An 8,042-nucleotide genomic window follows, 5' to 3' on the forward strand; every position below is an offset into this window, starting at 1 on the left:
AAAAAGGCAAGCTTCAATTCCCCATAAGGGATCGCTTAGGCAGAATTTTACACACCTTAGCTTACGAGATTAAGAATAGCGGGAATGTTGTGGCTGAATTAAATAAACTTCTTGCTGCTTCTGGGTATGAATATAATCAGAAATTATACGATAGTGTTAATGCGCTTGGGTGGTTAAGCCCGGTTTCTTATACCTTAGAGCTTGGTTCGATTACTCTTCCTGATGGAGCTAAAGCCCGCCTGATGCAAGTTCACGAATGGAAAGATAAGAAAAAAGCAATTGGCAGCGGTAAGCTCTTGCGCACCTTCGGCGTGGATATGTTTGGTGATGAAGTAGTAAAGATTAAATATTGGAATGATGCAAAGAAAGATATGCTGTTTATTGTGAGGGATAGTAAGGATATTAGTCATAGTACCGCTTTTATAGGGGGCATTGATAGAGAGAATAGCATTGTTAAAGATCAAGTAATCTCTGTATCAAAAGAAGGGGTGTTCGCAGATATAGTAAATAATGAAATGAGAAGCCGCATACTCGGAGTGGAAAGATTTCTCAAAAGCCAAGGCTTTGCTACTGATATGGGGTTTGAAGGTTTGACTTGGGCTAAGATTACCATGCTTGATAAAAATAATAGGCCTATTAGTGAGTCTATCCAGGCTTTTAAGGATAGCGAAGACCCAGTTGTAAAGATTGAAAAAGACTTGGCCGACTTTGTATTTGTTTATGCAGGGAAAGAAATTAGTTTACGTTTTGATTTATCCGTAGCGTTTGACGAAAAAACTGCAAGCCCATCTGTTATTGCGAATGTTGAGAATAAATACAGTAGGCTGATTGTTGATCTATATAAACAGATGATCTTTAGGGATAGAGCAGATGATGATAATACTAAGATTACACGTGAACATTTACGTAAGAATGGCTTATTTAACCATGATTGGAAATGGTTCTTGGAAAATATAGCAGAAATAGGTAAGAGGCCAATAGATCGAGAAGAAAAATTTGATTATCAGGAAGTCAAAGTTGGTAAAACAGTATTTTCTTCTTCTTTGCTGAAAGCTTTAGATGTTCCTTCACTGTCAGATACCTCTTATCAATTTGTTCATACTACTGATCCGGAGATACATACTCTGCATATAGGGCAAGGGCGGTTAGAGAATATAGATTGGGAAAATCATTTAATAGTTTCCCGAAACGAAATATTCTTTTATAACAATGAAAATGTTGATAGTAAGGATGTATTTTTTACAATCTACTATAAAGCATACCGAGATTTCTCTGGTAACATACCAATCCAAACATTTTACGCCGATAAAGAATATAATGATCCTCGTTTTTCAAGCCATGTTTTTGATTTTGATCGTTATGGAATTGGGCGTCTTTCAGCTGTATTTGGCAAGGAAGAATCCGGAGCATGGGAGCCTCTTAGTGTTGGTAGATCGGTTAGACAGGGTATCTCTAATAATAGGTGGGAACCTTTAGTTGGCGGGGCAAGTGTTACTCCAGTTAAAATGCTGCTTAAAAATTTGGTTAACCAAGATACTAATGAAAACATCTTCTTTTTTGAAATTACTGATATTAACCGAACTATTGATATAGGATTTAATCCTTCAGATCCAGTTTCTACCTATAAGAATATTTATGCTAAATTTAATGAGCTTTTGGCGAAGGAATATATTAAGGAACGTTATATTATAGGTAAAACTGGTACAGGAAGAATGGTTACTCGCTTGATAGATTTCAAACTTAATTCGGCTGGAGATATTATTAGCGATCCACGTTTGATTGTTTATTTTCTATATACTCCAGAAATCTTGAGCGCCACAGAAGCAGGCCCGCTTCACTTTGGATATTCTCGAGAAAGCTATATTTATCCATATAATAAACAAGAAGGCCTCGATGTTATGTCGTATGCAAATAAAGAATGGAGTAACAGTAATTGGGTCGCACATATTTTTAATCGTCAGTTCGCTACCGACTTACAAACAAAAGAGATATTAATACATTATGATGTGCAAGATCGTAGAGAAGGGTATACATTTATTGGCAAGGCTCTTTCAACCTATGGGATGCTTAAATATGATGAGTATTTAGGGCAGTCTGGGGAGCCCGAAACAATGAGAATTTATTATGGCCTTCGTGAGATACCAACAAAAGCCGTTGGTTTTGATATGAAAGGGAATAACCCGGAATTATGGAGACAATACCGTAATAGCGTAGTGGATGAAAACGGGCATACCTATTTGATAGTTGATGAAATCGATCCTATTAGGAATGCTCATCCATATATGTATGCTGCAGAAAAATTTGTTTATCCTGAACTTAATTGGTTTGTTTTGCGGGATGGAATGTTCTTTGCTCGCGCCGATAAATGGAATTATTCTACGCAAAAATATAAAGCAACGCGTGATTTTTCTGAAGATGTATCAAATAGCGGATTGTTTAGGATTCTTGGTAATCAAAAAGCTGTCAAAGAATCAAAGAAAGTAATTGAAAAAGCGTTGAAAGAAAATAGATTTAATCCTGTTCCGGATGTTTCTCAAGATGAAATTAAGAACGCAATGGAAATGCGCAAAGCGCGTTCCATTGATGGTTATGTGCCAGTAATGTTAATTATCGCAGGAATTATTGGCTGGGTTGTTTTGGTATGGCAATTGTTGAAATTTGCTGTTTCTAAACCAAATATTAATTCTGCAAATAAGGAAGAGCTTGAAGGAGTTTTTTCTCCGCATGATGCAGGGAATATCCTTCTAGCCCGCAAAGAGCGCGTAGCAATTGGCAATGTAACAGAATTGCCAGAACTGCGCGATACTACAGTAGATAAAATAAGAAACAAGATTAGGTTTACTGAAACAGTAGGAGGGATTACTCTTGAAGAAATAAGTAGTCTTAATGATTTCAAATATGAGAATATAGAAGGTACAATTCTTTCTGATAGCGTGGAGTATGTTAACGATCTTATTGAGAAAGGTTTCATTTCTAAAGAAGAAGTCGAACAGATTGTACGCGAATTGGCTAAAGGGTTATCTGTTGGAGTGTTGCCATTGAGTTTGGTAAAGGCTAAATTACTAAGTAGAATCTTTAGGTGTGCTTACTGGGATGGTAGTTACCTTCTTAAAGATAGTGTGAGAAAAACTTTAACTAAAGCAATAAAAGACCTGTTTACAAGAATAGACATGCCAGTCTCTAAGGTTCTCCCAGATCAGTTTATCAATGAAATTATCCAGGAAATATCTGTCCATCGTGTACCTGAGTATGTATATGATTGCGATACGGGTAAATATGAAGGTGGCAAGAAACTTTCTTTAGGCACTGGTTTGTGGGTGTTTGATCCCAAAGCAGATTATCAAGTTGTTTCTTTAGAGGACTTTGTAATTAAGTATAAGGTAATTTATACATTAGTGCCATTTTTTAGCACCCATACCCCGGCAGTAAATTGGTTTACTCGCCAGGTAAAAGAGATGCTTATTAATAAACAAGATAAGGATATAAAGGCTTTTATCAATAACCATCGGAAATTTTGGTATCAAGCGTTAAAGGATCAGTTGGATAATAAGTGGGAACCTATGCGTGACGACCGCGGTAAAGGGCCTGCTTATGAGAATGAAAAGACCAGAGAGTGGAAATATTTAATGATTTGGTCTGAATTCAATGATTTATTCCGTTATTTGCTGGAAGTGGACGATTACAATAAGCCATTACCTTGCCTTAAAGATGGAACATTCTTCGATCTTAAACAAAAGATAATGACCGATGTTTTTTCTAAGATTGCAGCTGGTGATACACAGTTTACAAATGATGAGCTGACCTCAGATTTTCTCCAGAAGATAGTGGATGTTTATTTCAAGCCATTTAATCTTTACGTAACCGGTAAATTAAGAATTCCTTATTATGATAGGAAAGTATACAAAGCCAATAATACGGGTGATGTTAAGACCGGAATATGGGCAAAGATTAAGCCTTATATTCCGTTTGTAAGGAGATGGAGAAGCCCTGAACGAGGAGAGATCGGCCTTTGGGCCTTTGTATTATTTAAATTGTTAGGAGATAAAAGATTTTGGAGTAAGGATATCAAAGATAAAAATAGAAATGCCGGGAAAAAATCTAGTTTTGTATCGAGTATCCCTGTATTTATCCGTGTAGCAGGATATGCCACTATAGCTATTTTAGCTGCAGTTTACATTCCCGAATATCATCTTTTAGGATTCAATGTTCCATTCTGGTTTAATTCTGTGGCAGCAGTAGGTTTAATAATGACTATACGTTTATTCCTGAACGATACTACTTTAAAAGCCCGTCGCCAAGCGTTGATCTGGGGTGCAATTAGCTTAGTAACCGGCATGTTTATTACATATATCATAGGATACGTAGCAACGCATTGGATGTTTATGCCTATACCTTTTGAACTTAGTTTTTCACATTTAAATATCTATTTGCCGGGATGGAGCAAAGCTATTTTTATTATTATCTCTATTATTGCTTTGCCGGATCTTTTCTTCTTGACCTATCCAGCAATTGCCAATATCGCAAAGTGGTTATTGCGCTGGTATATTGGTTGGAAATATAAATTCTACAAGGTTAAGACTTTTGCTGAGGCCATGGTTCTTCTTCCTGAAATATTAAAAGACAAAGAGAGAAGGGAAAAGTTTGAAAAATTTGTCGAAGATGCCTATAAATCAAGAGACCTTACAACTGCTGAACACATTAAATTTACTAAAGCGTTGAGAATTATCGAGAAAAATAACATTCCAGGTAATAAATACGAAGATCCAAGCCTGCCTAAAGATTTAAGTTGTCCTCTTAAAGAAGATGAAAGAGGTTATTTTAGCCGTAAACAGCTTAAGCAAAAACGAATGATTGAGGAATGGATTAAGAACTTCGTAAACAAAGCTTACCGTAAAGATTTATTGCCCGATCCTAGAAGCCTTGCAGATTTACGTTCCTTTACCTTCCAGATAAGCGGATTTGGTGAAAATCCATTTGTTCTGTTTAATGATTCCAATAAGTTAGAAAATGGAATGATCCAGACTAGGTTAGGAATGTTGGCGCATTCATATCCCGGGGAATTTAAAGTACTTATTGACCGCCTTAAAGAAGAAGGGATTATCAGCGAGCAGCAACTTAAGGAGTTGTTGATTCTTGTAAAGCATATGAATTATTCTGTAAAGCTTTTTGATGGCAAGGAGAGTGAAGCTGCCCGAAATGAAATTGAAGAATGGATAAATATGCATATTCAGTCAGGTTACGCTAATATTAAGACAGCTCTTAAGGCGCGCATAGTTTATGAATATTATATAAAGAAGTTTTTACCTAATGCATCTGATGCACAAGTAAAAGCTTTGGTGAGTGATTATCTGCAGTTTGCATTTGTTTATGATTTATGGGCGCAAAATGCACAAGCTGATTTACGCAACGCATTGGACAATCAAAATTTGCAAATTCATGAGTTTCCGAGAATGTTAAGAGAAGGTAAAGTTGTTCTTCCTCAGGATTTGCCTCCTGCTACTAAGAAATACTTAAATCTTTTAGCAGATAACGATGTGGACATCTCTACAGGCGCGGTATTTAAGACAGGTAAAATTTTAGAGAAGACAGATGTCCATGACGCAAAATATACCAGCTGGATGAGTTTTATGTCTAGAGTCCGCGGTGAAATACATATTGGCCTTGATTGGGATATGAGCCACCCATTAACTGAGCTCTGGTTCTTACCGAATTGCGGTATGGAGTTTGCATTAGATGGTTCGCTTGCCGGTGGGCCGTATAATAGTGATATTTTTACACGCTCTCTTTCTACTCTAGCCAGTGCTTTTGGTTTGATGGAAGAAGGATGGTTGGATGGAGAACAGCCGGTTAAAGAACATCTTGATGAAATTCTTTTCTATGGGAAGGGATTCCAAAAAACAGCCGCAGTCCGCAATTATGAAATATTGGCTGGTGATGAAAGTGTCCAGGAAGACGCCTTTGGTTTAATGACTGCTGCAATGCATGGTAATCGGACTAAAGTTTTCCATTATTTTAGGCTGCTAAAAGGACTTTTGAATCTTGTGATGGGGGCATTAGTTCCTCTTAAGAAGTGGAGCGGGGATTCTTCCGAAGGTGTACGTCTTAAAGCCGCGATTAAGTTTTTCTTGAGCCAGAATGTTTCCTGGACAAAGAAATTAGGTAATTTAGTCAGTTGGGTGTTTTACATGAAGAAACCGTCAGTAAAAAGAGTGACTATCCAGGTTTTGGCTATTTATTATATCGGTAATTTTAATCCTTGGATTGGGTTAGCACTTTCTCTTTGGTTTATCAGTGTTTATCTTTCCATAGCGATTGTCTATGGTGGGCTCTTTAGGTATACAAGAGAATTCGGAAGGCTAAAAGGTTTCATAATATTCGCCAGAGATTTGATATTTAAGATTTTCCCCTTTGCCACAGGCATTATCCCTCATTATTCGGACAGCGTAAACCGTGGCTTTAATGGTTTCTGTAAATTCATCCGTACAAAGATGAAGGGAGGGGCTTTATTACGCTTTAAAGGAATTGATTTGTATATTACTATTCATCGTGGTGTTATCCCCGCTTCAGTACTCACGGTATTAATTGCTATTTCATCTTTTGATCCTACAAAATTCACTATTTGGTTACCGCAAATTGCTACGGTAATAGTAGGCTGGCTTGTGTTTATCTTCTTGCTTGAACCTATTTTGAAGAGCAAACATATCTTATTAAACATTAAGAACGCCGTTTTAGGTTTTATCCTCGGATTGACAGATGCTTTAATCAATTTTGCTACCAGTCCAGTGCTGGTTTCGATAATAGGTTATTTTATTGGTATATCTTTACCTTCTTCTTATTTAACGACAAAAGGATTAATTATTTTAACCGCGTCCATCTTCGTTTTAAGTTCTGCCTTACGGCAATTAAGAAAGAAATTTAACCGGATGGTTTTTGAAAAAGCGAAGGTAGTCCTAAAGATAGAATTGGATAATAAAGTTGATACTTATGAAAGCGCAGTTTTAAATGAATTCTTGGGCTTCGGAATGGCAACTCCTACTACAGGATTCAATTACGCCTTGAGAGGATATATGGAAGGAAGAGTTAAGGGTTTACCTTCTTTTGTAATGGTTGCGCGAATATGGCAGCTTTCTTCTAATTCAAGCGTAGTGTCGCCAACGCTTCATTATGATGATATTGTTACTCCTGATTCAAATGGCCAATCGAGCACATCAATAATGGAAAAACCAAAAGTAAACGAGTTCTTGCAGCAGTTCACCAGCTTACTACACGCTTTAAAAACAACCCTTAATCAGATTAGCAAAACATATTATGATTGTGCTTTTGATTCAGCTTTGACCAACAATAGGCTTAAGGAATTAGCAAAGTATATGCCGGAGAATTTGGATGTTATCATTGAAGGAATTGAAAGAGATTGGAATAAACTTGCTGAAGAAGATAAAAAGAAAGTAAGAGGTGAGCATGATGGTTACTTTAAGAGTGAGATAAACAGAAAAGTTATGGATGTTGCTATTTGGAATAAGCTTTCAAAGAAAGAAAAAAGCATTCTAACTGGCAGGGAAAAAGATAAGGTGGAAGATGTAAAGTATTCTGTTTACGAAAGAATTATTGCGGCTAGTTATAATGTGCAGGTTAAGAAAACTCTTGAAGGGCTATTAAATAAGAAGCTCAAAGATTTAGTTAAGGCCTTCGACGTTAAATTGCGCCTTGTAAGAAAATTAATGAATAGCGGAGATGCTAATGCGCAGAGCGAGCGCACAACTCTTATCGCTGATATCTGGGCGCATCCACAGGTTGCAGATATGCAAAAAGCTAGCCTTGCACGCTATGAAGATAATTTACTTAAAGCCCAGGAATATTTTTATAAAAAGCTTAATGACGCAAGCAAGAAAGATGTCGAGGATGCTCTTAAAAAAGCATTAAATAAGAAGCTCAAAGATTTAGTTAAGGCCTTCGACGTTAAATTGCGCCTTGTAAGAAAATTAATGAATAGCGGAGATGCTAATGCGCAGAGCGAGCGCACAACTCTTATCGCTGATATCTGG

At 36.9% G+C, this 8,042-nt stretch carries 1 protein-coding gene (cut by a window edge); it reads left to right on the forward strand.

All coding sequences use genetic code 11. The features are described from left to right. Window positions 1-8,042, forward strand: part of the annotated coding region (locus tag PHO70_01130) for a cell wall hydrolase (GenBank protein MDD5431583.1) (this coding region is incomplete at its 3' end). The annotated region extends 40,510 nt beyond the left edge of the window; 8,042 of its 48,552 annotated nt are in view.

Source organism: Candidatus Omnitrophota bacterium (assembly GCA_028715415.1).
Lineage (GTDB): Bacteria > Omnitrophota > Gorgyraeia > Gygaellales > Profunditerraquicolaceae > JAQURX01.